Source organism: Anaeromusa sp. (genome assembly GCF_028691475.1).
Lineage (GTDB): Bacteria > Bacillota > Negativicutes > Anaeromusales > Anaeromusaceae > Anaeromusa.
In genome coordinates this window covers 1-26,448 of sequence record NZ_JAQUZF010000028.1, presented here as the reverse complement: position 1 = coordinate 26,448, position 26,448 = coordinate 1, and the positions used below count along the sequence as shown (strand labels likewise).

General features: G+C 51.3%; 29 protein-coding genes and 1 pseudogene. 2 read left to right on the top strand and 28 right to left on the bottom strand.

Annotated features, from left to right (window positions below):
* Positions 1-171 precede the first annotated feature (171 nt).
* From wecB to PHF27_RS05890, 16 genes and pseudogenes are all read right to left on the bottom strand, one after another.
* Positions 172-1,341, bottom strand: a complete 1,170-nt coding sequence (gene wecB, locus PHF27_RS05965) for a UDP-N-acetylglucosamine 2-epimerase (non-hydrolyzing) (protein WP_300067297.1) — start codon at positions 1,339-1,341, stop codon at positions 172-174.
* Between the two features lie 117 nt (positions 1,342-1,458).
* Positions 1,459-2,493: an MraY family glycosyltransferase gene (locus PHF27_RS05960; protein WP_300067295.1), complete on the bottom strand. Its 1,035-nt coding sequence runs from the start codon at positions 2,491-2,493 to the stop codon at positions 1,459-1,461.
* 79 nt (positions 2,494-2,572) lie between these two features.
* A complete protein-coding gene (locus PHF27_RS05955; RefSeq protein ID WP_300067293.1) occupies positions 2,573-3,202 on the bottom strand; it encodes a nucleotide pyrophosphohydrolase in 630 nt (209 codons plus the stop codon).
* A 10-nt stretch (positions 3,203-3,212) separates the two neighbouring features.
* Complete coding sequence (locus PHF27_RS05950) at positions 3,213-4,109, bottom strand: diguanylate cyclase (protein ID WP_300067291.1); 897 nt, start codon at positions 4,107-4,109, stop codon at positions 3,213-3,215.
* A gap of 58 nt (positions 4,110-4,167) precedes the next feature.
* Positions 4,168-4,632 (bottom strand): cytidine/deoxycytidylate deaminase family protein, encoded by a 465-nt coding sequence (locus PHF27_RS05945; protein ID WP_300067289.1) that lies wholly within the window; start codon positions 4,630-4,632, stop codon positions 4,168-4,170.
* A gap of 340 nt (positions 4,633-4,972) precedes the next feature.
* On the bottom strand, positions 4,973-5,599 hold the full coding sequence (upp, locus tag PHF27_RS05940) for a uracil phosphoribosyltransferase (protein ID WP_300067287.1): 627 nt from the start codon (positions 5,597-5,599) through the stop codon (positions 4,973-4,975).
* 15 nt (positions 5,600-5,614) lie between these two features.
* Entirely contained in the window at positions 5,615-6,853 is a 1,239-nt protein-coding gene (gene glyA, locus PHF27_RS05935; RefSeq protein ID WP_300067285.1) for a serine hydroxymethyltransferase, read from the bottom strand.
* A gap of 14 nt (positions 6,854-6,867) precedes the next feature.
* Complete coding sequence (locus PHF27_RS05930) at positions 6,868-7,431, bottom strand: TIGR01440 family protein (RefSeq protein WP_300067283.1); 564 nt, start codon at positions 7,429-7,431, stop codon at positions 6,868-6,870.
* Between the two features lie 57 nt (positions 7,432-7,488).
* Positions 7,489-7,926, bottom strand: a complete 438-nt coding sequence (gene rpiB / locus PHF27_RS05925) for a ribose 5-phosphate isomerase B (protein ID WP_300067303.1) — start codon at positions 7,924-7,926, stop codon at positions 7,489-7,491.
* 105 nt (positions 7,927-8,031) lie between these two features.
* Positions 8,032-8,427 (bottom strand): annotated as a pseudogene (locus PHF27_RS05920) (low molecular weight protein arginine phosphatase); the annotation flags it as partial.
* A 17-nt stretch (positions 8,428-8,444) separates the two neighbouring features.
* Positions 8,445-9,515 (bottom strand): L-threonylcarbamoyladenylate synthase, encoded by a 1,071-nt coding sequence (locus PHF27_RS05915; protein ID WP_300067281.1) that lies wholly within the window; start codon positions 9,513-9,515, stop codon positions 8,445-8,447.
* A 7-nt stretch (positions 9,516-9,522) separates the two neighbouring features.
* The gene (gene prmC / locus PHF27_RS05910; RefSeq protein WP_300067279.1) at positions 9,523-10,392 is read right to left on the bottom strand and encodes a peptide chain release factor N(5)-glutamine methyltransferase; all 870 of its coding nucleotides are present in this window, start codon (positions 10,390-10,392) and stop codon (positions 9,523-9,525) included.
* Positions 10,393-10,394: 2 nt separating this feature from the next.
* Entirely contained in the window at positions 10,395-11,462 is a 1,068-nt protein-coding gene (gene prfA / locus PHF27_RS05905; RefSeq protein WP_300067277.1) for a peptide chain release factor 1, read from the bottom strand.
* Positions 11,463-11,513: 51 nt separating this feature from the next.
* Positions 11,514-12,422, bottom strand: coding sequence for a DUF1385 domain-containing protein (locus tag PHF27_RS05900; RefSeq protein WP_300067275.1), 909 nt, complete (start codon positions 12,420-12,422; stop codon positions 11,514-11,516).
* Between the two features lie 78 nt (positions 12,423-12,500).
* Positions 12,501-12,698 carry a 50S ribosomal protein L31 gene (rpmE, locus tag PHF27_RS05895; protein ID WP_018702854.1) on the bottom strand — a complete coding sequence of 66 codons (198 nt, stop codon included), beginning with the start codon at positions 12,696-12,698 and terminating at the stop codon, positions 12,501-12,503.
* 125 nt (positions 12,699-12,823) lie between these two features.
* Positions 12,824-14,074, bottom strand: coding sequence for a radical SAM protein (locus tag PHF27_RS05890; protein ID WP_300067273.1), 1,251 nt, complete (start codon positions 14,072-14,074; stop codon positions 12,824-12,826).
* A 174-nt stretch (positions 14,075-14,248) separates the two neighbouring features.
* On the opposite strand from PHF27_RS05890, the gene PHF27_RS05885 reads away from it, so the two are divergent.
* A complete protein-coding gene (locus tag PHF27_RS05885) occupies positions 14,249-14,677 on the top strand; it encodes a universal stress protein (protein WP_300067271.1) in 429 nt (142 codons plus the stop codon).
* Between the two features lie 314 nt (positions 14,678-14,991).
* Here the strand turns inward: PHF27_RS05885 and PHF27_RS05880 are convergent, their stop codons facing one another.
* Positions 14,992-15,558 (bottom strand): DJ-1/PfpI family protein, encoded by a 567-nt coding sequence (locus PHF27_RS05880; RefSeq protein WP_300067269.1) that lies wholly within the window; start codon positions 15,556-15,558, stop codon positions 14,992-14,994.
* A 154-nt stretch (positions 15,559-15,712) separates the two neighbouring features.
* Here PHF27_RS05880 and PHF27_RS05875 point away from each other — a divergent pair, with 154 nt between their 5' ends.
* Complete coding sequence (locus PHF27_RS05875) at positions 15,713-16,048, top strand: hypothetical protein (protein WP_300067267.1); 336 nt, start codon at positions 15,713-15,715, stop codon at positions 16,046-16,048.
* Positions 16,049-16,057: 9 nt separating this feature from the next.
* Here PHF27_RS05875 and pth read toward each other — a convergent pair whose 3' ends face one another.
* The 11 genes from pth to PHF27_RS05820 form a co-directional block, all read right to left on the bottom strand.
* Entirely contained in the window at positions 16,058-16,615 is a 558-nt protein-coding gene (gene pth / locus PHF27_RS05870) for an aminoacyl-tRNA hydrolase (RefSeq protein ID WP_300067266.1), read from the bottom strand.
* Complete coding sequence (locus PHF27_RS05865; protein WP_300067264.1) at positions 16,612-17,439, bottom strand: polysaccharide deacetylase family protein; 828 nt, start codon at positions 17,437-17,439, stop codon at positions 16,612-16,614. Before PHF27_RS05865 ends, pth begins: the two co-directional genes overlap by 4 nt.
* A gap of 132 nt (positions 17,440-17,571) precedes the next feature.
* Positions 17,572-18,525: a ribose-phosphate pyrophosphokinase gene (locus tag PHF27_RS05860; RefSeq protein ID WP_300067262.1), complete on the bottom strand. Its 954-nt coding sequence runs from the start codon at positions 18,523-18,525 to the stop codon at positions 17,572-17,574.
* Between the two features lie 33 nt (positions 18,526-18,558).
* Positions 18,559-19,923 (bottom strand): bifunctional UDP-N-acetylglucosamine diphosphorylase/glucosamine-1-phosphate N-acetyltransferase GlmU, encoded by a 1,365-nt coding sequence (glmU, locus tag PHF27_RS05855; protein WP_300067260.1) that lies wholly within the window; start codon positions 19,921-19,923, stop codon positions 18,559-18,561.
* Between the two features lie 224 nt (positions 19,924-20,147).
* Complete coding sequence (gene purR / locus PHF27_RS05850; RefSeq protein ID WP_300067258.1) at positions 20,148-20,957, bottom strand: pur operon repressor; 810 nt, start codon at positions 20,955-20,957, stop codon at positions 20,148-20,150.
* 556 nt (positions 20,958-21,513) lie between these two features.
* Entirely contained in the window at positions 21,514-22,212 is a 699-nt protein-coding gene (locus PHF27_RS05845; protein ID WP_300067301.1) for a GntR family transcriptional regulator, read from the bottom strand.
* Position 22,213: 1 nt separating this feature from the next.
* The gene (gene ispE / locus PHF27_RS05840) at positions 22,214-23,092 is read right to left on the bottom strand and encodes a 4-(cytidine 5'-diphospho)-2-C-methyl-D-erythritol kinase (RefSeq protein ID WP_300067257.1); all 879 of its coding nucleotides are present in this window, start codon (positions 23,090-23,092) and stop codon (positions 22,214-22,216) included.
* Complete coding sequence (locus PHF27_RS05835; protein WP_300067255.1) at positions 23,089-23,574, bottom strand: chemotaxis protein CheW; 486 nt, start codon at positions 23,572-23,574, stop codon at positions 23,089-23,091. Before PHF27_RS05835 ends, ispE begins: the two co-directional genes overlap by 4 nt.
* 179 nt (positions 23,575-23,753) lie before the next feature.
* Complete coding sequence (gene rsmA, locus PHF27_RS05830; protein WP_300067252.1) at positions 23,754-24,629, bottom strand: 16S rRNA (adenine(1518)-N(6)/adenine(1519)-N(6))-dimethyltransferase RsmA; 876 nt, start codon at positions 24,627-24,629, stop codon at positions 23,754-23,756.
* Positions 24,623-25,171, bottom strand: a complete 549-nt coding sequence (gene rnmV / locus PHF27_RS05825; protein ID WP_300067299.1) for a ribonuclease M5 — start codon at positions 25,169-25,171, stop codon at positions 24,623-24,625. The genes rsmA and rnmV overlap by 7 nt, the downstream gene beginning before the upstream one ends.
* Before the next feature lie 27 nt (positions 25,172-25,198).
* Positions 25,199-26,188 (bottom strand): 3D domain-containing protein, encoded by a 990-nt coding sequence (locus tag PHF27_RS05820; protein ID WP_300067250.1) that lies wholly within the window; start codon positions 26,186-26,188, stop codon positions 25,199-25,201.
* Positions 26,189-26,448: the final 260 nt, after the last annotated feature.

Below are 26,448 nucleotides of genomic sequence, written 5' to 3'. Positions count from 1 at the left end.
GAGCGAATGCGTAACCGCATCCTCTATCTTGCGGTTACTAAAAATAGATAGCAGCGAGAATTTGCATCCTCGCTGCCAACATTACTTTATGCTTTTACCCCAACCATTGACATAGAACCATAAAAAAGCTGTGAAAAATGCTTTAAGCATTTTTCACAGCCTATCAAGGCGCTATTTGCAGTTTTTTCCGTCTTGACCAAACATAAGCGGCATTTGCGCCAGTCCGTGCCGCCAAAGAATGGTTTGTACGATGCGCTTGGCCGCCTGGCCGTCGCCATAGGGATTGCAAGCCGTCGCCATGCGCCGGTATTCTTCGGCGTCTGCCAGCAAACTTTGAGTCTCGCTGTATATCCGTTCTTTTTCCGTGCCAATCAGTTTGACCGTCCCCGCTTCCACTGCCTCCGGGCGTTCCGTTGTGTCACGCAGCACCAATACCGGTTTGCCCAAGGAAGGAGCTTCTTCTTGAATGCCGCCGGAGTCGGTCAGCACCAAATACGAGCGAGCCATCAAATTAGCAAACGGCTGGTATTCCAAGGGGTCAATCAAATGCACTCTTGCAATTCCGCCCAGCTCCTGGCGCACCACTTCGCGCACTTTGGGATTGCGGTGCACCGGAAACACTACTTCTACATCTGGAAATTCTTCCACAATTTGACGTAAAGCTTGATATACATGCCGCATAGGCTCGCCCAGATTTTCTCGGCGATGCGTCGTCAGCAGCACAACCCTCTGCCGCTGATAATCAATTCGAGACAACAGTTCGTCTTCGAATACATAATCGTCCTGCACGGTATTCAATAAAGCGTCTATGACCGTATTGCCGGTAATAAAAATATCGTCCTTTGTCACCGCTTCTTCTTGTAAGTTGGCAGCAGACGTTTTAGTAGGGGCAAAATGCAAATCTGCCAGCGAACCGGTCAGCTTACGATTCATTTCCTCAGGATAGGGTGAATACTTGTTGCGAGTCCTCAGGCCTGCTTCCACGTGGCCGACCGCAATTTGATGATAAAAAGAGGCCAACGCCCCCACAAAGGTAGTTGTTGTATCGCCATGCACAAGCACCAAATCCGGCTTCGCTTCCGCAAGCACTGTATTTAAGCCGTTTAAAGCCCGCCCTGTAATATCAAAAAGCGTTTGCCCTTGAGCCATGATATCCAAATCATAATCCGGCTTAATGGCAAATAAATCCAATACTTGATCCAACATTTCCCGATGTTGGGCGGTAACCGCCACTACCGGTTCAATGTGCGCTGAGTGCTTTTGCAGTTCCAGCACCACCGGCGCCATTTTTATGGCCTCCGGCCGTGTGCCGAATACGGTCATTACCTTGATGCGTGACATAGTCCAGCTCCTTATTTCTCAGTTTAGATGGCGGCAACGCATTTCAGGCTTGCCGCCGCAATTCGATAAACGAAGACGGGCCCGAAAGCCCGTCAAAATAACGAAACCATGTAATTTTTAGGAATGACTGTGCGACGACTCTCCCGAAGAAAGCACACCTAGGCGGCGAGCTCCGTAACAGGCAATCCCCAACAAGGAAACTACAATCACAAAACCCAGGACATAACTGACTTCGGTCAACACAATCGCGCTTACGCCTAAACAACCGCTAATAGCATACATCAAGAGCACTGCCTGCTTCTGACTAAGGCCCAGCGCCAAAAGGCGATGATGCAGATGGCCTTTGTCCGGCTTGAAAATCGGCTGTCCATTCGTGTAGCGGCGAATAATCGCAAAAGCAGTATCCAAAATAGGCAGCCCCATCGCCACAACCGGCACAATCAGAGCAATCGTCGCAGCGCTCTTCACCGTTCCTAAAACGGAAATGCCTGCCAGCATAAAGCCCAAAAACATACTGCCTGTGTCGCCCATAAAAATCCGAGCCGGATTAAAATTGTAATGCAAAAAACCAAGGGCGCTGCCGGCCAATGCCGCCGTCAGTATCGCCACAACCCAAATGTTTTGCTGCAAAGCCACCAACAGAATGGTCACCGCCGCAATACTGGAAACCCCTGCAGCCAAGCCGTCTAGGCCATCGATCAAATTCACAACATTGATCATGCTGACAGTAAACAACACTGTAAACGGAACCGAAAACATCTCCAAATAGAGCATTTCTTCGCCAAAAGGATTGCTAAGCCAATCAATGCGCACATTAAAGCCGACCATAACCAAGGCCGCCGCAATTTGCCCTATCAATTTGACTCTGGCGGAAAGCGGCTTCATATCATCGACAATGCCAACCATCACGATCACCGTGCCGCCAATTAACAGGCCCAAAATCTCACGGCTGACATGCATGCTGGCCAAAACAGCAAATACGAAACCCGCAAAAATAGCCAATCCTCCCATACGCGGGATCGGACTTGTGTGCACTTTGCGAGCATCCGGCGCATCCATGGCGCCTGCCTTAACTGCCAATTTCATCACCTGAGGCGTCAACAGATAAGTAACAAACAAAGCAACCACAAAAGCCAACATATATGTCGGCATAGTATATGCACCTCTTTTTCTTACACTTGCACAATCTTTTTCTATTGTAGCCCAGCCTCTGCGCCTTGTCAAATAGCTTCTACAAGCGGCAATAGCCTTTGCGGCAAAGCTTGCGCACATGCCGCTCCACAGCCTGTTTTAGATCCACTTGATAGCGCGCTGCTAAAATATACATCATCGTAAAACAGCATTGCGCCACATCTAAAAGTTCCAAGGCGCACCCATGCGCCGCTTCCAAATCGGAAAGGTCCGCAGTTTCGCCTGAAGCTCCCTGCCGTTTGCCAAGAAATTGCGTCAGTTCTCCTAATTCCTCTTGAATTTTGCAAACCGTCCGCAACAGATCCACTTCCGGAAGCTCCAACTGCGGCAAGGCCATGTACTTAAACCGACCTTTGGTGAAAATCGCATAGCTCAAGGCATGATCAAATGCATAGCCTTTCGCATCCAATTTTTCCAAATGCGCATCAATCAATGGATCAATGTAAACGCCTTGCATTTCTTCCATCACAAAAATCATGGTCACACAGGTTTGGGCCACATCCAGCAGCTCTCCCACCACTTCCGCCAGCAGCGTTGGGTCATCTGGTTTTTGCCCCAACTGTAAAATAGCCCGGGAAAGCTCGCCAGCTTCCTCCACCAGCTTCAGCAACGTGGAGTGCGGCGTTGGCTGCAAACCATCCAGTTTTGGCAAGGCAATCGTCGTTACCATGACAGCCTCCTTATTTGGCATCAGCCACTAACACCCGGTTAGTATCCGTCTGCAACAACACTCGCTCCGCCTTGCCCACCAACGATTCTATCGTGTCGTTCACATCCGCCACTGCCCCGCAAACAATCACTTCCAGCGGAAGCTCTTGACTATTAAAGGTCGGCTGAATTTGCGCCAACAAGGTACGAATCCGCTCTGCTAAGAGCAGCAGCAAACTCTTCTTGCCATTGTAGCAAAGGATAAAAAAGGTAGCGCTTTGCCAACGCACGACGATATCGGTCCCTTCCAGCAAAGACGCAACTGTTTTTCCTACTACCTGCAAAAGATGATCGCCTGCTATATGTCCATATAACTCATTTACTTCTTTCAAATTATGAAGCTGCACTAACAGCATGCCGGCCGGCACATTCGTCTGTTGCATCTCCGCTAAAGCCGCCCCCAGCTTCATTTCCCCGTAAGGTCGGCTAAAAGTACTGCTGACACTGTCAAAATAAGCCATTTTTGCCAATTGCACTACTTGTTCCTTGTTGTAACCCTGCTGTTTCTGTCGAAAGAGTAAGCAGGCCCCCAATTGCAAGCCCAAGGGATCATAAAGAGGAAACGCCGTCGTTTCCACTGCCAGCAAGTGTCCTTTTTTATGGGGCAGCGTTCCTTGCACTACGCGGCTTTCCTGACGCTGCAGTAAAAGGCCGGATAAGCGCGATAATTCCACCGTACGCTCCATGCCCAAAAGTCCCTGCAACAACACGGCCGGGCATGGCCGCCCCAGCAATTCATTTCCCTGGTAACCGCTTAAGAGCTCCGCACTTCTGTTCCAATGAATTAAGGCTCCTTCCATATCCAACATGCACACCCCGTCGCCCACGGAAGCCAATAGTTGCTGTAATGACGTTGCGGAAAGAAACATGCCTGCACCTCCTTTGAAATTTCAGGCCGATTCTTCTTTCCTCCGGCCTATCTATACTTTATTCTTCTTGTTTCACTGCTTGTTCGGTTGGCACTTGCGCTTCTGTCAACAAGGCTGCTGACAACTCGTCCGGATAGCCGTCTAGATAGACAATCCTTGAAATTCCTGCATTAATAAGCATCTTCGTACAAACCGAACAAGGATGATGCGTACAATATAAAATAGCTCCTTCGATGGCCACGCCATGCAATGCAGCTTGAATAATCGCATTCTGCTCCGCGTGCAAGCCGCGGCAAAGCTCGTGCCGCTCTCCAGAAGGAATGCCCATCGTTTCTCGCAAACAGCCAATTTCCCCGCAATGCTTCAATTTTTGCGGCGCTCCATTATAACCGGTAGCCAGCAAGCGCCGGTCCTTCACCAAAACAGCCCCCACCTGGCGGCGCAAGCAAGTAGAGCGCTTAGCCGCTACTTGAGCCATCTCCAAAAAATATTCATCCCAATTGGGTCTTCGTAATTGCTTCATAATATATCCCCTGTTTTTAAGTTCTTTTATAGCATGGGCTTAGATTCTCCAAAACCTAAGCTCTTTCCTGCCAACTTTGCGCTTATCTTTTCAAGTGAAGAAGAATAGAGAACGGAACTCAGAGTAACAGAGGAAACAGAGAAAGGCCAGAGAATGCGGGACTTGAACAAGAGTCGCGGGAGAATCAGAGGGTACGCAGGAGGGTTACGAAGGTACTGAATTCTATTTTTGCCTCCGTACCCCGTGACCCTCATTCGTTCCCTCCCGCGACTCCGGTTCTCTTGTTCAATCTTGTGTTCCCCACAAAAAAGAAGCTGCCTATAAGGCAGCCTCCGCAATTTTATTTGGTTCCGAAAATACGATCACCGGCGTCGCCGAGGCCAGGGATAATATAACCATGGTCATTTAGGCACTCATCTACTGCCGCCGCGTAAATTTCCACGTCAGGATGTGCGTCATTCACAGCTTGTACGCCTTCCGGCGCAGCTACCAGGCACATGAGCTTGATGTTTCTAGCGCCATGCTTTTTCACCAAATCGATGGCCGCGACGCACGAACCGCCGGTAGCCAGCATCGGATCAATCACGATCATATCCCGCTCCTGCACATCCGTAGGCAGCTTGCAGTAGTATTCTACCGGCTGCAGCGTCTGCGGGTCACGGTACAGGCCCACATGCCCCACGCGAGCGGCAGGAATGATTTTGAGTACGCCGTTTACCATGCCCAAACCGGCGCGCAAAATCGGAATAACCCCCATCTTTTTGCCTGCGAGCACTTTGGCTTTGCATTTGGCCACTGGAGTCTGTATTTCCACTTCTTCCAGATTCAAATTGCGTGTCAGCTCATAGGTCATTAGCATCGCAATTTCGTCGAGTAACTCACGGAATTCCTTAGTTCCGGTCGTCACGTCGCGAATATGGGTCAGTTTGTGCTGAATCAAGGGATGATCAATAACTTTTACTTGCATGAATGGTCCTCCTTATTACTCTGCATATAAAGGATATTTGCTGCAAAGCGCCGCAACACGCCGCCGCGCCTCGTCCTTGCTCTCTTCGGAGTCAGGATTTTGCAATGCCAACGCGATAATCGCGCCGACTTCGCGGAAATCGTCTTCTAGAAAGCCCCGACTGGTCAGCGCCGGCGTACCAATGCGCACGCCGCTGGTCACAAAAGGACTGGCAGGATCAAAGGGGATAGTGTTCTTATTTACCGTTACGCCCACATCATCCAGCAGCCGTTCCGCTACCTTGCCGGTCAGGTTCTGAGCGCGCACATCCACCAACATCAGATGGTTATCTGTGCCGCCAGATACCAAGGTAAAGCCTTGGGCCATCAGTTCCGCCGCCAACGCTTTGGCATTTTTCACAATCTGCTTCTGATAGGTCTTGAATTCATCGCTCATGGCTTCTTTGAAGGCCACAGCTTTAGCCGCAATGACATGCATCAACGGACCGCCCTGAATACCAGGGAAAATGGCTTTGTTAATGGCAGGCCCCATGGCAGCGCTGCAGAGAATCAAACCGCCGCGCGGTCCCCGCAGGGTTTTATGGGTTGTCGTCGTCACGATGTCCGCATGACCAACCGGCGACGGATGCTCGCCTGCCGCTACCAAGCCGGCAATATGAGCCATATCCACCATGAGCAGCGCATCTACGCTGTGCGCAATGGCCGCCATCCGTTCAAAGTCAATGATGCGCGGATAGGCGCTGGCGCCGGCGACTACCATCTTGGGGCGGTGCTCTTTGGCCAGTTTTTCCAGTTCATTATAATCAATACGGTGCGTCTCAGCGTCAACACCATAAGGAACTACATTAAAATACACGCCCGACAAATTTACCGGACTGCCATGGGTCAAATGGCCGCCATGAGACAAATTCATGCCCAAAAGGGTATCGCCATGTTTAAGCAAAGCAAAATAGACAGCCGTATTCGCCTGGGCTCCTGAGTGAGGCTGCACATTAGCAAACTCAGCGCCAAAAAGTTCTTTGGCCCGGTCAATAGCCAATTGCTCTACAACGTCTACATGCTCACAACCGCCATAATAACGCTTGCCGGGATAACCTTCGGCGTATTTATTGGTCAAAACTGAACCTTGGGCTTCCATCACTGCCTGGGAAACAAAGTTTTCCGAAGCAATCAATTCCAGCTTGTTTTGCTGCCGTCCTTTTTCTAGCGCAATGGCTGCGGCGATTTCCGGATCTACTGTCTGCAAATAGTTCATGTTTTTTGCCTCCTTTATTTGTCCAATCCGTCTGCAGGACGGTTATATACAGCCCGACAGCCTCCTATCAGTTTGGGACGCGTCCGGGCAGCCACCACATTCGTTTCTCCAATACGGTTGTTCTTCAGCCGCAGGGGTACTGCTACACGTTTTAAATGCATGCCAATCAGCGTATTGCCGATGTCCAAGCCGGCATCCGCCTGGAGTTCCTCCACCACAGCAGGTTCTACAAATTGAAGCATGCCTTGCGCCGCTAAAGCGCCCCCAGCCGTAGGTACCGGAAAAACCGACACTTCCGCCAAACCAAGCTGCTTCAACACGGCTCTTTCCACAACCAACGCCCGGTTTAAATGCTCACAACACTGAATGGCTAATGCCATCTTTTCCCGCTCGGCCACTCGGCGCAGTCCTATCAGCAGCGCCTGCGCCGCTGCTTGCGAGCCAGCCGTACCAATCGTACAGCCAATTACCTCGCTGGTACTGCAGCCAATTACAATCAAGGAACCTGGTTGCAATTCCCCTTGGACAATGAGTTCCTGCATCGCCGCTGCCGCCTGTTCTTCTATGGCCGCCTCCATATGCTCCGCCTCCCGTGTATCCTCACCTACTTACAAACTGCCAGACATCCCTAAGTACTATTTCTCCAGAGCGCTGATTTTTTCCACCCGCCGTGCATGACGCCCGCCGGCAAATTCCGCTTCCAGCCAGGTTTGGACAATCATTAGAGCCAAGCCGGAACCGATCACCCGCTCGCCAAGAGCTAGGATGTTTGCATTATTGTGTTCCCTAGACATCCGCGCGGAAAATACGTCGCCGCACAAGGCAGCACGTACGCCAGGCACTTTATTGGCTGCAATGGATATGCCAATACCGGTACCGCAAATTAAAATGCCGCGCTCAAATTCTCCCGCGGCCACCTTTTCTCCCACTGTCTGGGCAATATCCGGATAATCTACGGATGCGGTGGAGTACGTCCCAAAATCCGTATGCTCCACACCCTGCTGCCGCAGATAGTCCTTAATTTCCTCTTTAAGCCGAAAACCGCCATGATCGCTGCCGATCGCAATTTTCAAATTCATTCCCTCCTTCTGCCAACAATCATTCGTTTTTTTCGCCAATACTTGCTTTTTTCCTGCCAGAAATTTTATTTTCTCCCATGCCTTGCCCAAAAGCCGTTCCAGTTCCAAAGCACAGGCAGCATATACTTTTTCCTCACCGCCGTACGGATCACTGATGTCGCCATTTTCTCCCGCATACTCGCGAAGCGTATAAATACGCCCCTCCTTCGCTTCCGGCGCAGACAGCAACAGTCGCTTATGCTGTGTGGTCATAGTTAAAATCAAATCATAAGACGCAAGATCCATTCTGGTCAAAAGCGCCGCCTGATGTTCTTGACCAGACAAGCCTTTTTGCCTCAATACGGCTTGCGCCGGCGCTGACATAGGTTCTCCCGCTGCAGCCATCAAGCCAGCGGACGCTACCGCCACAAGACTCTCCGCGCCAGCTTCGCATATTTTCGCTTGCAGCAGCGCCGCCGCCATCGGGCTGCGGCAAGTGTTTCCCGTACAAACCATCAAGACTCGCACCATGTCTATTCTCCTTTTGCAAAGCGGCGTACGCGCTGACCGGCGGCTTTGCGCAACCGATTCATCACCGCTTGCCCCAAACCAGCTTCCTCGACGCCTTCCGCCAAAATGCTGCGCACTGGCAGCGCGTCAAAGCGCCGCAACGCGGCAAATAAACCTGCCGCCAAAGTCTGCGGACGCCTGCGCTGTCCATAGGTGATCACTCTAGACGAAGCCGGCAAGCGTTCCGCCAGCTCCTCCGTCACCAAAAAGCCGGTTTCCTCGGCCGTATCCTGCTGCCAAGCCTCCAAAAAGGCCTGAGCTACCAAGTCTGCAGGCCCTTCCCAGACCTCCACAGCCGCTTTGGGCGCATAATGACGATACTTCATACCCGGCGCCTTGGGAATCGCAACCTTAGCTCCAGCCAAGGCCGGGTCCAACTGCAGATTTGGAATGACCTCTCGCAGCGCTTCCACCGTCAAACCGCCTGGTCGCAGCAGCATCGGCACCTCACCGCTAAGATCCACTACAGTAGACTCCAAGCCTACCGCACAAGGGCCGCAGTCTAAAATGGCATCGATGCGACCATGCAAGTCCTCCCAGACAGCCTCCGCCGTTGTCGGACTTGGCTTGCCAGAGGTATTGGCGCTGGGTCCTGCCATAGGCACGCCCGCCTGGCGGATCAATTCGCGAGTCACCGCGGTTGCCGGCATACGCACAGCTACCGTATCCAGGCCGCCTGTAACCACATCAGGAACGCGGAAGCTCCTCGGCAAAATCATCGTCAACGGTCCCGGCCAAAACCGCTCCGCTAGCTTTCTAGCTAGGGGCGTAATCTGCTGCACCAACGGTTCCCAGGCTTCTAAGTCGGCAACATGCAAAATCAAAGGATTGTCCGAGGGTCTTCCTTTCGCCCGATAAATCGAAGCGGAAGCCTCCGCATCCAAACCGTTAGCTCCCAATCCATATACGGTCTCCGTGGGAAAAGCCACCAGCTTGCCTTCCCGAAGCAGCTGTGCTGCCGCCGCAATGATTTTCAGATCCGGCTTTTTCGCATCCACCCGCCACCACAACGTTTCTTTTTTTAGGGTATCCATTATCTACTCAGCTCCCTTGCTTGCGCAAAGCCACAACTCGCTCAATGCCGGCGTAGTCCGGTAAAATGGCCTCCACCTGCCAACCAGACTGCTCCCCCAATTGCGCTACCTCTTTTGCTTGTCCGCTGCCAACTTCCAGCAGGAGCCAGCCGCCGGCGCATACATAAGCACCGCCTTCTCGCACCAGTCGCCGATAAAAATCCAAGCCATCCGAGCCTCCAGCCAGCGCCATCCGCGGCTCACAGTGCACTTCCGGCTGCAAACCCTCAAGGTCCGCTTCGGAAATATATGGCGGATTGGAAACAACGGCATCAAACTGCCGCCCTTCCACAGGCGCAAATAGATCTCCTTCGTAAAGCTGCAGCCTTGCTTCTACCTCATGGCGCTTGGCGTTTTTCCGCACCATTTGCGCAGCTCGCGGCGACAATTCCACCGCTGCAGCCTGCCACTCCGGTTGCCGTTTCAGCAAACTGATCACCACGGCGCCGCTTCCAGGTCCAATCTCCAAAATACGCGCCTGCGAAACCTCCTTCAAGCGAGCCTCACAAGCCTCCACCAACAGCTCCGTATCCGGCCGAGGCACCAAAACATCGGGAGAAACCGCAAATTCCAAGCCCATGAATTCCTTACAACCCAAAATGTACGCTACAGGCTCTCTTGCCGCCCTACGCAGCACCAGTGCCCGAAAAGAGGCCAGCTCTTCCGGCAGCAAGGGCTGATCAAAACGCACATATAAGTGTAACCGGTCCATGCCGAGGACATGGGAAAGCAGTACTTCCGCATCCAAACGCGCTTGGTCGACGCCTTTGTCCGCAAAGTACTGCTTGGTCCAGGACAGAACGCGGCCTATAGTCCAGCGATCCTTGTCCACGTCCATTCTCACTCCATTTGTTTCAATTTCTCGCTCTGCTCCGTAGCAATGAGCGCCTCAATCAATTCTTCCAGCTCGCCGTTGAGCACAAAGTCCAACTTATGCAGCGTCAAGCCAATACGATGATCGGTCACGCGCCCTTGAGGAAAATTATACGTCCGAATGCGCTCGCTGCGATCGCCTGTGCCAACTTGGCTTTTCCGGTCCGCCGCCACCGCCGCATGCTGCTCTGCTTGCGCTTTTTCCAGCAGCTTAGCGCGCAGCACCCGCATGGCCTTCTCTTTATTTTTCAGCTGAGACTTTTCATCCTGGCAGGTAACCACTACGCCCGTGGGCAAATGGGTAATCCGAATGGCCGACTCCGTCTTGTTAACGTGCTGACCGCCGGCGCCGCTGGCGCAATAGGTGTCAATTTTCAAATCGTTTTGATTCACATCGATGTCTACTTCTTCCGCTTCCGGCAAGACCGCCACCGTCACGGTTGAAGTATGAATCCGGCCGCCCGACTCGGTCACAGGCACACGCTGCACCCGATGCACACCGCTTTCGAACTTCAGGCGGCTGTAAGCGCCGTCGCCGTCAATGACAAAAACGATTTCCTTGTAGCCGCCCAAATCGGACGGGTTTCCGTCCAAGACTTCCGTGCGCCAACCCCGGCCTTCAGCATAGCGTGTGTACATGCGAAACAGATCGCCTGCAAAGAGCGCCGCCTCATCGCCGCCGGCGCCGCCGCGAATTTCCACAATAACGCTCTTTTCGTCATTGGGATCTTTGGGCAGCATCAGTACGCGGAGCTCCTGCTCCATCTCCGGCAGCTTGCTTTGATGTTCCTCCATTTCGGCCTTGGCCAGCTCCCGCATTTCAGCATCGCTTTCCTCCGCCAAAATTTCCCGGGCTTCCGTCACCGCCTGCAGCGTCTCCTTATACGTACGAAACGCCGTAATCAAGGGAGTCAGTCTAGCATGGGCCCGGGTGTGCTGCTGCCAACGCTGCATGTCCGCCATCACATTCGGATCGCTGATCATGGCTTCCAATTCCTGATATTTATCTTCAATTGCCTGCAATTTTTCCAGCATGAACCTGCATTCGCTCCTTCTATTCCTTAACTCTTACGCAATCTGCGCTTTTCAGCCTGCCGCAGGCTCGTTCTCTTTTTCTTTTACTGTCGGTTCTTGTTCCGGAAGCACCGCTTGCAGCGCCGCAATGGCCACTTCAATCTGCGAGTCATCCGGCTGACGAGTAGTCAGCTTTTGCAGCCACATACCCGGCAGCACAATGGCGCTCACCAACGCCTGCTCGCCGACGTGGCGCCCGGCGTAGCGAATGATTTCATAGGCAATTCCGGCGACCACCGGCAGCAGCACAATCCGCGAGGTAATGCGCAGCCATAAATCAGGCCAGCCTAAAAAGGCAAAAAGCAGAATACTGACCACCATGACGATTAAGAGAAAATTCGTCCCGCATCGCGGATGCAGCGTGCTATGACGCCGTACATTCTCCACCGTCAGCTCTTCGCCTGCTTCATAGGCGTAGATGGTCTTATGCTCCGCACCATGGTACTGAAACACCCGTTGAATGTCTTTCATCGAAGAAATAGCCGCTACGTACCCAAAAAACAAAATCAACCGCAACGCGCCTTCCAGCAAATTGAGCCAAACCGGATCCGTCACGGCTTCATGAATGTATTTAGCCGCAAAAGTTGGCAGCACAACAAACAAGCCAATAGCCAGCACAAAAGAAACCAGCATCGTCAGCACCAGCTCTTTGGTGCTCAGTTGCTCTTCTTCCTCCCCGGCAGCTTGCGCCGAAAAGGACAGCGCCTGCAAACCGTAAACCAAGGATTCCAGCAAAGCCACCGTACCGCGTACAAAGGGCAGCTTTAAAAGCGGATACCGCTCGTTGATAGAAGAAAAAGGTTCTTTTTTTAATTCAATACCGCCGTCAGGCCGACGGACCGCCGTAGCCAGGTAGCCCGGGCCGCGCATCATCACGCCCTCAATGACAGCCTGACCGCCAATTGTCGGCTTCTTACTCATAGGAATCTCCTTTATACAAACAGGTGCTAATTATAACTGTAGCAGAGCATCGCTGCTCTGCTACAGAATTGCGTCCTATTACTTTCCGTAACGCTTGTTGAATTTTTCGATCCGACCGCCAGCCGTAATATTACGCTGCTGACCGGTGTAAAAGGGATGGCATTTGGAGCAAACGTCCACGCGCAATTCTTTTTTCACCGAGCCGGTCATGAAGGTGTTCCCGCAACCGCAGGTCACTTTCACTTCCTGATAATCCGGATGAATTTGTTCTTTCATCGAAGCATACACCTCTCTTTACCCTAGGGATTGAGTCATCGCCAAACAAAATCAGCTGATTGTACCCGATTAGTATAGCATAGTCAATAGAGAAACCGCAAGATCCTTCCCTCTATTTTTCCATATCAATCTCCTGCGTTTTTCACATAATGGCTGAAACTGCCCAGCACCAAGCCGGGGAATCGTTTCGCCACCTGACGCAAAAAGGCCGGTACGCCAATCGGCTCCGCTTCTTGCGGCGGCAGCGTCTCCAGCAGCCAGTCCGGGTCAATATTAAGATTGCGCAGTTGGATCATATCCACGCCGGTTCGTTCTAAAAAGCCTTCCCACGCCTCTACCTCTTCGGGGCGGTCATTAAGCCCCGGGAAGAACAGCATATTTAGCGACACATAGACGCCCTTAGCCTTAGCGTAACGAATGGATTCTTCCACGTCTTGGAGCGTGTAGTTTTCCGCTCGGTAATACGCTTGGTAGACGCCTTCGCGAGCGCTGATAATACTGACGCGCATGCTGTCGAGACCCGCGTCGACAATGGCTTTAATCCCCTTGGTGCAGCCGGCATTGGTATTGATATTAATCTGACCTTTGCTGCATTGCGCGCGAATCTGCCGCATAGCCGGGGCAATTCGCTCGTAGGCCAAGGCCGGTTCGCCTTCACAACCTTGACCAAAGCTGATAATCCCGTCAGGCGCTGTTTCTAAATGATATAAACCAACCTGGGCAATTTCCTCTGCTGTGGGCGCAAAAGCAATACGGCTTTGCGGCGACGGACAGCACTCGGCCGGCTGCAGCGAAATGCAGCCTAGACACTGCGCATTGCACGTGGGCGAAGTAGGAATTCCCGCTTCCCAGCGGCGGTAAAACAGATTCTGCGCCGTACAGCAGTGCCATTTCAGCGAGCAATCTCCCAATTGCTTCACGATCCGGTTTTGCGGCAGCGCTGCCGTAACCGCCTTCACTTTTTTCCGCAAGTCTTTGGTATTGTAGCGATAAGGATGCCATTTCTCATTATCGTCGCCCGGCACCGCCGCCACAACCAGCGCGTCTCCCTTTAGCGCTACTGCCGCATAGCCAAAAAGCGGCAATAACGGAGCGTTTTCTTCCCGTTCAAAGGCAGGCACAAGCGTACGCGTATACCCCATCGGCAAAATGGCGGCAACCGCCAACAACCCCGGACCCAACCGCTCCACTTGCCCAGCCTCATTCATTGTAACCGCCCGTCGCCCTGGTAACAGACATAGTTCCGCGCCTTCCGGCAGCGGCATGACTTCATCCTCTCTGAGCAAACGCTGTAGCACGCCATGTCGTGCTACAGCCGCCTGCCCCGGCGCGTCAAAGATTTCTCCATCCGGAGCGGCATATAATGCTGTAAGCATGCTTTCGTTCTCCTTTATCTGGTTCTGCAGCCATTATATCATGTTCCACTCGCTACAGCATGACTTTGCCATGCATAATTACTGCCCGATTATTGCGTCTTTTTCCTTTTCTTTTTTCATAGCATTCGTTACAATTAAATAAAGCAAAGAAATTTGAATGCGAGGTGGATACACATGGCAAACAAAAAATTAATGTTGGCTTATGACGGTTCCGAACACAGCCAGCGAGCGTTAGATTGGGCGCTGGACCTCAATGCGCAATTACTGTACGAATTGGAAATCGTCACGGTAATTCCGCCATTTCCCAGCCTCTTCGCGGATTTTCCGACCGATACGTATGCTTTAATGGAAGTCAACCGTAAAAACGGCCAGACCATGTTGGAGCGAGCAGCCGCCCATTGCCTAGAACGCGGTCAAACGACTACGACAGCTCTCTTAGAAGGACATATTGTCGATACCTTGATTGAACATGCCACCGAAGGCGGCTTCACCTTTTTAATCAGCGGTACCCGCGGCGCAGGCGGCTTTGAAGGCCTGCTGCTCGGCAGCGTGGCCCACAAGCTTGTAACCTATTCGCCCATCCCGGTGCTCATCGTTAAGTGAGCTAAGGCAAGGCTTGAACAAGAGTCGTGGGAGGGCTTACGAGGAGGAACGGAACTCAGAGTAACAGAGAAAGGCCAGAGTAAGCAGAGGGTTCAAATTTAAAACCTTTAAAAACCACTCTCTGTTTCTCTCAAATTTCGTCCTCCTCTGTCGTTCCCTCCTGTAACTCCGGTTCTCTTGTTCGTTTTTTATCTTCTCTGGCTTTTCTCTGGCTTTTCCTCTGATCCTCTGTGTAAAACGTCCGCCTTCAAACGTACCCCTCAAAAAAGCAGGCCGCCGGCAAATGCCGACGGCCTGCTGAGCCAATACTGCTATTAAATGCTAATTTTTGCGCCCAAAAGCTCTACGAAGGCGCGCAGCCATTCCGGATGGTTAGGCCAGGCTTGAGCGGTAACCAACTGCCCGTCCGTCACAACCGGAGCATCCTCCCAAAAAGCGCCCGCCAAGCGGCATTCTGCGGCGCAAGCCGGATAAGAGGTTACTTTTTTACCGTTCATCACTTCACAAGCCGCCAAAAGCTGAGGTCCATGACAAATAGCAGCCACAGGCTTGCCTTGCGCAAAAAACTCTTTCACAATGGCAATGGCCTGAGGATACATGCGCACATATTCTGGAGCGCGGCCTCCCGGAACCACCAGACCCACAAAATCAGCTGCCTTTACGCTTTCCAACGCTGCGTCAACCGGAATACGGTGACCGGTCAGCTCCACGTATGTATCCAGCCCGATGAAATCATGTACAACCAATTGCAGCGTTTCGCCGACTTTTTTATTAGGAGCAACAACAACCACTTCGTACCCCAGCATTTGCAATGCTTGCTGCGGAACCTTTACTTCGTAATCTTCCGCACAATCTCCCGCCAAAAGCAAAATCTTTTTCACAGCCCATGCCCTCCTTCAGGTTATACACTTAGAATCAGACAGTTTTTTCTGTCTTTTCATTTGATTCGCTCTTGGGCAGTTATCTCCTGCAGCATTGCAAAATAATCCTATTTCTTTACAAAACATTCACATGAATTACTAAGGAGGACCTAATATGCGTTCGGATTTACTTTTAAAGCTCACACAAACTCATCTTAAAAACCAAGACGGCCCCTGGGAAAACGTTTCCCTTACCGGCCCACATGATCTTATTTTAATTCGTCTTTGCCAAGCTCAGCAAAAGCAGCAAGGTTTTTCAGCCATCACTGCCGCTGCCTTAGGTTTTGATCCTCGCATCTTCTCCATGGCCTTAAAGCACTTAGAAAAGCAAGGCTATCTGGAAGGCGTCGTCTACACCTACCAGGAGGATAGCCCCTACCCTGCCGAAGTGGACTTATCCCTAGCGCACGTTACCGCCGCTGGCGAAGCCTATGAAAAAAAGCTGGGATAACCCCAGCTTTCAGCGATTGAATCGATTCATCGCGTTCGACATGCCCAACTTCAAAATTCCTTCTACGGCATCCGCCGCTTTTTCCAAGGCAGCGTTCAAGTCTTCTTGTTCCTCTTGGTGAAAGCGGCTTAGTACATAGTCCGGCACCGCCCAGCCGACCGGGGGACGACCAATGCCCAGCCGAACCCGATTGAACGCATCCTGCCCCAAATGGTACAGGAGCGATTCAATCCCCCGATGCCCGCCGCTGCCGCCCTTCATCCGCAGGCGCAGCTTGCCTGTGGGCAAATCCATATCATCATAGATTACAATGATGTCTTCCATTGGCACTTTATAAAAACGCGCCAGAGGAGCCACCGCCTCGCCGCTCAAGTTCATATAGGTCTGCGGCTTAACAAGAAGCATCACCTCGCCATCACGACGCGCTTCCAAGACTTCTGCATTATCTTTAAAACGCCAGGTTCCTTCCCAGCGCTTAGCCAGTTCGTCCAATACCAGCCAGCCAATGTTATGCCTGGTTTCACTATATTCTCTGCCTGGATTCCCCAAGCCGACAATCAACTTCAACGTGCTTCCCCCGATCGACCTAATAAAGTTTCTACGGTCACAAAATGATAGCCTTGCGCCTGCAGCTCCGGTATGATCCGCCGCAGCGCCGCTACGGTCTGCGAACGATCTGCTTTACTGCTCAAACCTTCGCCGTCATGGAGCAAAATAATCGCTCCCGGCTTAACCTGCTCCAGGGTGCGCCTGGCAATGGTTTCCGCATTAATGCGCTCCCAGTCCCAGCTCATAACAGACCAATCAATAATACGCATCCCCCGTTGGTTGACAGCATGCAGGACCGCTGCATCGCGAAAACCATGAGGCGGGCGAAAAACCGTCGGTTTGACCCCGGCAGCCGCAAAAATTGCTTGATTGGTATGATCCAGTTCCTCCGCCAACTCTTCCCGGCTGGATTTTAGCAAGTCCGAATGGCGAAACGTATGATTTCCCAGCTGATGCCCTTCCTGGGCCAAACAAGCCGCCAGCTCCGGATAGCGCTCTACATTTTGTCCCAAAAGAAAAAAAGTAGCTGTCACGCCATATTCATGTAGAATTTGCAGCACTTGCGGCGTAAAGACCGCATCCGGTCCATCGTCAAAGGTCAACGCCACTAATTTATCGGATGTTCCTTTTTGCGAGCAAACCGTATGAAAAAAATCTGCCTCCGGCAAGATAGTACAGGCGAACGTCCCCATAAGGGCGACGCAAGCCAGACCTGCCAGCACCAGGCCGCCATGGCGCAGCCGCTTTTCCCCCCAGCCTTTATACTCCAAGATCAAACCGAGTACGATAAGCGCAGTCAACCAACCAGCCAAATCCTCCATACGCCAAAACAAACCGTCCACGCTCTTGCCTCCTGCATGGCTAGCCGCCATACGTAAAATAGAGATTGAATAAGATATAGAGAAAACAGAGTAAACAGAGGATCCTCTTCCCCTCTGCCAACTCTGTTTTCTCTTATTTTAAAGAGTCTTTTCTCAGTCAAACAAGGAGCTGACCGAAAGCTGCTTATAAATACGAATCATGGCTTCTCCAAACATAGGCGCCACCGACAGCACTTTAATTTTATCCAATTTCTTTTCCGGCGGCAAGGGGATCGTATTGGTAATAATTAATTCCTCAATATTAGAGTCCTTAATGCGCTGTACCGCTGGCGGGCTCAGCACGGCATGGGTGCAACAAGCCAAAACCGACTTAGCGCCCAAACGCTGCAGCGCTCTGGATCCTTCCGTCAGCGAGCCGGCCGTATCGACAATATCGTCAACCATGACTGCATTTTTGCCGTCAATATTGCCAATCAGGTTCATTACTTCCGCCACGCCCGGCATCGGACGGCGCTTTTCAATAATGGCAATCGGCGCATGCAAGCGGTCTGCCAACTGGCGCGCCCGTGTTACCCCGCCCAAGTCTGGCGAAACAACTACCAAGTCCTGTAAATTTTTTGTTTTCAAATAATCTGCCAAAATCGGCACCCCTGGTAAATGATCCAAGGGAATATCAAAGAATCCCTGAATTTGACCTGCATGAAGATCCATGGTAATGATCCGGTCCACTCCGGCTGTTGTAAGCAAATTGGCCATCAATTTGGCCGAAATAGGTTCCCGGCCTCTGGTTTTGCGATCTTGTCTCGCATATGCATAGTACGGCACAACCGCCGTTACCGAGCGAGCCGAGGCGCGTTTCACCGCATCCACCATGATGAGCAGTTCCATGACATGATCGTTAATGTTGGGTCCGCAAGTAGGCTGTACAATAAAAACCGATTTACCTCGAACGCTTTGGTCAATCATGACCTGCGTTTCTCCATTGTTAAAATGCCCTACAAAGGCATCCCCTACCTTAATCCCCATATAGCTAGCCATTTCATGGGCCAGCTCCGGATGGGAATTCCCCGCAAACAAACAAATGTCCTCACTGCCTTGCAATACCATGTTTTTTCTTCCTGCCTTTCCTGCGTCTTTGCGCTATTTACGTTTTGCCGCCCAACCGTCAATATTCGCCTGTCGCGCCCGGGCCACGCCCAGAGCACTGGCAGGAATGTCTTTGGTAATCGTAGAGCCTGCCGCCACATAAGCGCCGGCACCTACCGTCACCGGCGCCACCAGGTTGCTGTTGCAGCCGACAAAGGCCTCGTCTTCAATCGTTGTACGATGCTTCTTTTTACCGTCGTAATTTACTGTAATCGTACCGCAACCAATGTTTACGCCGCCGCCCATATCGGTATCGCCAATATAACTCAAATGCGGCAGCTTGCTGCCAGGTCCCACCACCGAGTTTTTCACTTCCACAAAGTTCCCAACTTTGACGCCTGCCTGCAGCTTTGTATGCGGACGCAGATGCACATAAGGCCCCACTGTCACGCCTTCGGCCAGAACGCATTCATGCGCATAAGTGAAATGTACCGTACTGCCCTCGCCAACTTGCACATCTGTCAGCCGCGTATTAGGTCCAATGGTGCAGTTGCCGCCGATGATCGTTTTCCCTTCCAGCCAGGTAAACGGGTACAACACCGTATCTGCGCCGACACTGACATCGGCATCCACAAAGGTGCTGTCCGGATCCATCACAGTCACGCCCGCGACCATCAGCTCATTCACTTTGCGCCGACGCAGAATTTTCTCCGCCTGCGCCAGTTGCTGCCGGGAATTAATCCCAAGCGTCGCTTCATGATCCTCTGTACTATAGGCCCAGACACGTTTGCCTTGACCGCCTAAGATGCCAATGACATCAGTCAGGTAATACTCTCCTTGCTGGTTCTGGCAATTCACCTGCTGCAACGCCTGAAACAAAGACGTACTATCAAAACAATACATGCCTGTATTAATTTCATTCACTGCCAATTCGTCCGCGTTTGCATCTTTTTGTTCGACAATTTTCACCACGTCGCCAGCTGCATTGCGAATCACCCGCCCATATCCAGTCGGGTCCGGCATGACAGCCGTCAAAACCGTCGCCGCAGCACCAGCAGAAGCATGTGCTTCGCAAAGCTGTTGCAACGTTTCTTCCGTAACCAACGGCGTATCGCCGCACAGTACAAGCACCGAACCTCGGTGCCCTTCCAGCATACCTTGCGCCTGCAATACGGCATGACCGGTTCCCAATTGTTCTTCTTGCAGTACCGTTTCCGCTTGACCGGCGAGCAAGGTCTGCACTTTTTCACTGCCGAACCCGATAATAGCTACGCTGCGCGAACACCCAGCCTTGCGAGCTGCATCCAGCACATGCTGCACCATAGGTTTGCCGCCCACTTCATGCAAAACCTTCGGTAACGCTGATTTCATCCGGGTCCCCTTGCCAGCTGCCAAGATTACAGCTACCAATTCCCCCATTGTTTTACCCCCATTTCTCCTCGGCCAACACTTGTTTTACAACCATGCCAGCCTCTCTATGTATCGCCAATTCCAGCGCAAAAAAGCCCATGGTAAAAAAGCTACACGAATTTGGCGAAAAAAGCAAGTCAACGCCACCCGTATATTATAATAAAAACAAGCATTCTTCGCTCTTTAGTAGCAATATCTCTTTTTTTCGGCAAGGATGCTTCGATTTACATCTTTCATTCAATCGGACGAATATCTATTTTCTTGCTCCACTCGTCTACTTCATGAAGCATGAGCAAGCTTGTATAGCCTTCCACCAGCTTGCGCTGCGGCTCAGCTGTCGCAATCAGCACGCCAGTGCCAACTACCTCCGCCCCTACTTCCATCGCCAAATCAGCCATGCCTTTAGCCGTACCGCCGGCTTTCATAAAATCGTCGATCAAAAGCACTCTCGCCCCGACAGGCAACGCGCGCTTAGGAAGCGACATGGTTTGAATACGCCGTGTCGAGCCACTGACATAGTTAATGCTCACCGAAGGCCCTTCGGTTACTTTACTGCCTTGACGCACAATGACCAGCGGCAGATCAAACGCCCTGGCTGTCATAAAAGCCAGCGGGATACCCTTGGTCTCCACCGTCATAATATAGTCCGGCCGCAAATGAGCCAGCCTAGTCATGAAAACTTCCCCGATCTGCGCCATCAACGCCGGTTGAAACAACAAATCCGTCATATACAAAAAGCCGCCTGCAATAATGCGTTCCGGTTCTTTCAACCGAAAAGCCAGTTCCTGCAAAACAGCCTGTTCTCTCTCTCCTTCGCGACGAGGTAAAAAACGAACTCCCCCTGCTGCGCCAGCAACGGTTTCCAACGTGCCCAAACCAAACTGCTGCAGGGCCTGCTTGATGGTCACCATATCCTCGCTCAGCGTTGATTTGGCCGTGCCAAAGCGCTCACTAAAATAGCTCAACGGGAAAAGACGGCTTGGCATATCCACGAGAAGCTTGGTTAATGCCACCACCCTCTCAATCCTCCGTACTTTTTCCACCACGGTTCCTCCCATTCGCATTTATTCCCGAATATTAAGTTCAATTATACCATTCATCTTACGCTTTTTCATCGTCTTAGGAAAATTTTTCTTAGGAAGGAGCCATAAGAACGTCACACAGAGTAACAGAGAAAGGCCAGAGGAATAATGTAAGGGAATGATTAAGGCTACGGCGGCCGTGAGGAGCAAGACGGTCCGCAGGACGCAAAAACAGAAGCCGACGGAGAAAAGTTCCGTATGTCTGAGCGCCAGCGAGTTCGCGGAACTGCCGTCGACTCCTGGTTTTGCGAGTCGCGCGGAAATCTTGTCTCAAATACAGTTATGCCGCCGTTTATACCACATAATCTCGAAAACCCCTTTCGCGTCTTGCGCGTATTTCGCGGTTCGTTAGCAACGTTTCTCGAATTTATTATCCAACCGCGAAAATCGCGAAAAGCACGAAATTTGATTTGTCGTTCTCACAAACCCGCTCTATTCCTCCTGGCTCAGCCTCTCAAAACTTATAATGGTGTATCAAAAAAGCACGGCATCAAAATGCCATGCTTTTAAAGTCTACTTAGCGTTCTTTGTTTTGCTGCTGCCGACGTTCATTGATATCCTGCAACAACGTCTGCTCCGAGTTGGCCATATGCTCTACCGCCAATTGCTGCGCCAAATCGACGTCACGCGCCGCAATGGCTTCCACTAACTGCGTATGTTCTTCAATCGTCTTTTTCAAGCGTCCCGGATAAGCCATGGAGATAGTCCTGAAACGTGTCAGCTGCTCCCGCAAATTGTTGATAATGCCAACTAGCCGGTCATTGCGGCTGGCGCGGTACAAAATATCATGAAACTGGCCGTCCAGTTCCACAATTTTTTCCATATTGCCATTATCTACGCACGCACCGATCTGCACCAGCAAGCGCTCCATCTGCTCCAGCTCTTCCTCCGTAATGCGTTCCGCCGCCAGACCATTGGCCAGCGAATCCAGCGCTGAACGGACTTCAAACACTTCATTGATGTCTTTAATGGACAAATCCGCCACATACGTACCACGGCGCGGAATCATAATCACAAAGCCTTCCAGCTCCAGCTTGCGAATCGCTTCGCGCACCGGAGTCCGGCTAACGCCAAGCTCTTCCGCCAACTGAATCTCCATCAAGCGTTCTCCAGGACGCAGCACACCGCTAATAATCGCTTCCCGTAAGGTTTCGCACACTACTTCCCGCAAGGGCTGGTAGCTATCTAATTTTACCGGCAACAATCTCCGTTCCATATCACTCACCATCCACTTTCCTCACTGTCTTTGCTGTAAAAATAGAGACTCTATCGCCCCAGCTACGACGGAGCCGCTCTGCTACGTCACCAGCTGCCTCTTCATTTTCTGTCAGAGCAAATACTGTTGGGCCGCTGCCGGACATCAGGGAAGCCATCGCGCCCTGACGCAGCATATCGTCTTTCAATTTTTGAATCTCCGGGTGTTCACTAATTGTGACCGATTCTAAAACATTACATAGCCGCGAAGCTACACCTTCTAAGCTCCCCTTTTGCAGCGCCGTTTTCAACCCTAACAAGTCTGGTCTCTGCTTCACCCTAGCCGCCGCAAAATGACCGTAAACCCAGGCTGTTGAAACTGCCACAGGCAGCTTTGCCAAAACAACACCGCAAACAGGCATCGCCGGCAATTCTTCCAGTTCCGTCCCTCTGCCAGTCGCAAGACGAGTGCCGCCTAACAGACAAAAAGGTACATCCGAGCCCAACTGAGCTCCTAATTCCAAAAGCTCCTGCTGCGTCAATCTCGTCTGCCATAGCTTATTCACACCGCGTAAGACAGCCGCTGCATCGGCGCTGCCTCCAGCTAAACCAGCCGCCAAGGGAATTTTCTTTCTTAACGTAATAGAAACGCCTTTAGCAATAGCGCATTTCTGCCGCACAAGTTCCGCCGCACGCCAAGCCAAATTTTTTGAATCCGCTTCCAAGCCGGGGACATCCACTGTCAGTGAAATATCTTTTGCCTCTTGCAAAATGATTTCATCCGCCAAACTAACACTCTGCATAACCATAGATACTTCATGATACCCGTCAGGACGCTTGCCCAGCACATCAAGAGAAAGATTGATCTTGGCGTTTCCTTGAAGAACTACCGTTTCACTCATGCGTTAATCTGCTTCAGTATAATTTCCTCGTCAGAGGTAATTATGCTGTCAATCTCCAATAAAATGAGCAGCCGACCATCCACCTTGCCTACGCCTTGTATATATTTCGCGTCCAACACAAAGGATGGCGGCGGCGGTTCAATGTCCGATTTCGACAGTCGAATCACCTCGGCTACCGCATCGACAATCACGCCGATAGTCTGTCCAGCTATTTCCACGATAATAATACGAGTGTCGTCGTTATAGGCTCCTGCTTCCAGTTGGAACCGCTTACGCATGTCCAAAACAGGAATAATGCGTCCTCGTAAATTAATGATTCCTTCCACAAAGGAAGGAGTCTGCGGCATTTTGGTAATTGGCACTAAACGGTTGATCTCTTGCACTTTGGTAATGGGTAAAGCATATTCCTCATTGGCCAAACGGAAGATCACCATCTGCAATTCATCGAGCTTCAGTTCTTGATTGGCTTGCACTTCTTCCATTTCACAGCCCTCCTGTCTTTCATTCTTTACAGAAACATCCACTATACGCTTTATTATAGGTGATTCTACAGCTAAATTCAAAGAAATCTATATGCCACATCATGGAAATTCGCCATTTCCTTCGTTTTTCCTGCCAACAAAAAAGCACGCTGCATAGAAATGCAGCGTGCTTTTTGTTGTCATAATTTCTCTTCGGTACGTTTCTGAGCGAATAGACCATTAGCAATAGCAGCAAATTCATCTAATGAAAGAGTCTCGCCTCGCCGCATAGCATCGATACCGGCTTTTGCCAATACCAATTGAAGCTGTTCCTGAGGAAATCCTCCGGCCTTTAGGGCATTGGCCAAGGTTTTTCTCCTTTGGCCAAAGGCCGCTTTTACTACGCGGAAAAATAAGGCTTCATCCTCTACTTCGACAGCCGGTTTTTCCCGACGTTCGCAACAGATGACTGCCGAATCTACAGCCGGTGCGGGAATAAAAGACCTGGGCGGTACTGTCATCAGCACATGCGGTTTGGTATAATACTGCACCGCCACCGACAACGCACCATAGGCCTTGCTCCCCGGTTCGGCCGCCATGCGTTCGGCCACTTCTTTTTGCACCATTGTCACCATGTAGTCGATGGGAAGGCGCGCTTCCAGCAACTCCATGATGATGGGCGTTGTGATGTAGTAGGGAAGATTGGCTACTACCTTAAACGGGCCGCAGCCTACTTCTTGTAGAATATCGATTTTCAGAATATCTCCATGCACAATCCGGACGTTTTCATACCCTTCCAGGGTATGGGCCAAGACGTCCAACAAATGCCGGTCCAATTCTACGGCAACTACCTTGGCACCCGTCTCGGCTAAGCCTTGCGTCAAGGTGCCGATTCCAGGGCCAATTTCTAATACTACATCTTGTTCTTGAATGCCTGCAGCTTTGACGATACCAGCCACCACTGAGGGATCCACCAAAAAGTTTTGTCCAAGTTTCTTACTCATACGAATGCCAAAGCGTTTCAGAATATGCAAAGTCACATCCTTCTTCGCAATGACAGGTTTCAGGCTTAACAAGATTTAGGCTCCTCCCCGGCTGCCACTGCAGCCCAGAATTCTTCCACCGTAATGCCATAATGGTTCAAGCGATAAAAAAAGGTTTTTGCATTGGCATAACCAATACCCAACGCCGCACCCAATAAGGCGCGTCGTTTCGCCGCCTCCGGATGAGCCGTCAACCCTGCTTGCAACATATCGCTCCAAACAAAAGGCTCTTCCGGCTGCCACTGTTCCACACGAACTTTTTCTAAAGCCGTGCGAATGGATTCCGGCGATGCGTTTTCCACCCCGATATCGCCTGCCGCCTGGGCCTCTTCCTTCGGAATGAAGGCATGGCGCGCTTCCGGGAAATGGTTGCTTAGATAACGTCGAATTCGTTCTCCAGCACTGTCCGGGTCTGTCAAAATAATGACGCCCCGGTGCCGCATAGCTTGATCAACCCGCTCCAACACACGCGGTCCTAAGCCAAATCCGCCGGTAGCAATACATTCGGCATCAACAGCGCGTTTCACTGCCTGAATATCTTGTTTTCCTTCTACCACAATGACATCTTTTAGCATCCGATACATTACCTGCCTGTTGTACTGTTAGTCTTCCAGCACATATACTTTGACGTAACGTCGGCCAAATCCCCATGCCTGTGCATAATCCTCCATACAAAGGTCAATTTTCATTCCTTTGATGGCGCCGCCGGTATCTGCAGCCACTGCATAGCCATAACCAGGGATATACAACCGTGTTCCCAACGGAATCACTCTGGGATCTACTGCCACAACCCCCCAGCGAGCTGGAATGCCGCTGGCGGTAATCCCATGACCGCCTCCGTCTGTGGGCAGATACGCCGTAGCTTCCATCGTCAGCGTCTGGCTGAATCGTTGATCACCACGAGACGTATTTACTACATCCCGCGTACCAATCCGAACCGTTTGCGCTTTGGAAGCTACCTTGACTTTCTCTGACACCACTTGTTCCCCGATAGACTCACCATCCGCTAAGGTAACGCGGACAGCCACTTCTTTCACTCCGTCGGTGCCTGATTCCAGCACCTCTGTTGCCCCTTTTTCAAGGGTAGCATCAGGCTGTTGCATCACGGAGAAGGGATCAGGAATCTCCCTTGTTTCCATTCTTGTTTCGATTTTTACGAGGCGTACCGTCATATTCGGAGACAGGCGTACCCCGTCCCCCGGTTCGGTTCGCACGGCTTCAGGCTTAAAGCCCAGCGCTCCTGCCAATTCCCCAACCGTCTGCTTGGCCGTCATAACGGTTTTAGTTCCTTCTTTTAATTGAACTGTCACGGGGAATGCACGAAGCACCTCCACCACCGTACCATTCTGCACCGAAGGCGTCGACAAGCGATATTCGTCCTGCGGTCCCATTTCCACTCCGGCTTCCGCCAAAATGTCCGTGGGCTTGCTGTGTAGCGTGCGAATGGAAACAGCTTGCCCATCGACCTGCACATCGACCGTTTTATATGCCCATACAAAGCCGGTCAAAAAGAAGATCGACAGTGCCAGCGCTGAAATCAGCACCAGCTCTTTCCGCTCAGAAAGCACCTTTAGAGACAGAGTGTTTTTCATTCCACTCCCCCTTTCTAAAGGTTTAGTCATTGTAACATGATTTTTTTGGGCTGTCAAACCGCCATGTGTTCCGGGGAATGATTTTTGTTTTTATTTGTTTCGTTTTTTATTACCATTTCATCTATTTTGTTTTTACGTAAATTGCAAGTGCAAGTTGAACACTTTGGTAAAGTAGAACGGTAGTTTAAATTAAGCAGCATAAATAGAGTCGAGAAAGTCTTCGAAAAGCTCCTCGGGGGTCCTATATCCGAGGCGTTTGC